The organism is Halalkalibacter okhensis, assembly GCF_000787375.1.
GTDB lineage: Bacteria > Bacillota > Bacilli > Bacillales > Bacillaceae_D > Halalkalibacter > Halalkalibacter okhensis.
In genome coordinates this window covers 1-1,598 of record NZ_JRJU01000082.1, presented here as the reverse complement: position 1 = coordinate 1,598, position 1,598 = coordinate 1, and the positions used below count along the sequence as shown (strand labels likewise).

The following is a 1,598-nucleotide window of genomic DNA, read 5'->3' as shown; positions in this document are numbered from 1 at the left end:
TTGAGCTAATCAGCTTACCATTTTTATGGAGAGTTTGATCCTGGCTCAGGACGAACGCTGGCGGCGTGCCTAATACATGCAAGTCGAGCGGACTGATTAAGAGCTTGCTCTTATGACGTTAGCGGCGGACGGGTGAGTAACACGTGGGCAACCTGCCCTGTAGATCGGGATAACACCGAGAAATCGGTGCTAATACCGGGTAATATCTGAGATCACATGATCTTAGGTTAAAAGATGGCTCCGGCTATCACTACAGGATGGGCCCGCGGCGCATTAGCTAGTTGGTAAGGTAATGGCTTACCAAGGCGACGATGCGTAGCCGACCTGAGAGGGTGATCGGCCACACTGGGACTGAGACACGGCCCAGACTCCTACGGGAGGCAGCAGTAGGGAATCTTCCGCAATGGACGAAAGTCTGACGGAGCAACGCCGCGTGAGTGATGAAGGGTTTCGGCTCGTAAAGCTCTGTTGTTAGGGAAGAACAAGTATCGTTCGAATAGGGCGGTACCTTGACGGTACCTAACCAGAAAGCCACGGCTAACTACGTGCCAGCAGCCGCGGTAATACGTAGGTGGCAAGCGTTGTCCGGAATTATTGGGCGTAAAGCGCGCGCAGGCGGTCTTTTAAGTCTGATGTGAAAGCCCCCGGCTCAACCGGGGAGGGTCATTGGAAACTGGGAGACTTGAGTACAGAAGAGGAGAGTGGAATTCCACGTGTAGCGGTGAAATGCGTAGATATGTGGAGGAACACCAGTGGCGAAGGCGACTCTCTGGTCTGTAACTGACGCTGAGGCGCGAAAGCGTGGGGAGCAAACAGGATTAGATACCCTGGTAGTCCACGCCGTAAACGATGAGTGCTAGGTGTTAGGGGTTTCGATGCCCTTAGTGCCGAAGTTAACACATTAAGCACTCCGCCTGGGGAGTACGACCGCAAGGTTGAAACTCAAAGGAATTGACGGGGGCCCGCACAAGCAGTGGAGCATGTGGTTTAATTCGAAGCAACGCGAAGAACCTTACCAGGTCTTGACATCCTTTGACCACTCTAGAGATAGAGCTTTCCCCTTCGGGGGACAAAGTGACAGGTGGTGCATGGTTGTCGTCAGCTCGTGTCGTGAGATGTTGGGTTAAGTCCCGCAACGAGCGCAACCCTTGATCTTAGTTGCCAGCATTTAGTTGGGCACTCTAAGGTGACTGCCGGTGACAAACCGGAGGAAGGTGGGGATGACGTCAAATCATCATGCCCCTTATGACCTGGGCTACACACGTGCTACAATGGATGGTACAAAGAGCAGCGAAACCGCGAGGTCGAGCCAATCTCATAAAGCCATTCTCAGTTCGGATTGTAGGCTGCAACTCGCCTACATGAAGCCGGAATTGCTAGTAATCGCGGATCAGCATGCCGCGGTGAATACGTTCCCGGGCCTTGTACACACCGCCCGTCACACCACGAGAGTTTGTAACACCCGAAGTCGGTGGGGTAACCTTTTGGAGCCAGCCGCCTAAGGTGGGACAGATGATTGGGGTGAAGTCGTAACAAGGTAGCCGTATCGGAAGGTGCGGCTGGATCACCTCCTTTCTATGGAGTTTAACTCTAGTCGA

Annotated in this window: 1 rRNA gene; it reads left to right on the top strand. The window is 53.4% G+C overall.

The annotated features are described in order from the left end of the window. Positions 1–22 precede the first annotated feature (22 nt). A 16S ribosomal RNA gene (locus LQ50_RS23995) occupies positions 23–1,575 on the top strand. The last annotated feature ends 23 nt before the right edge of the window (positions 1,576–1,598 follow it).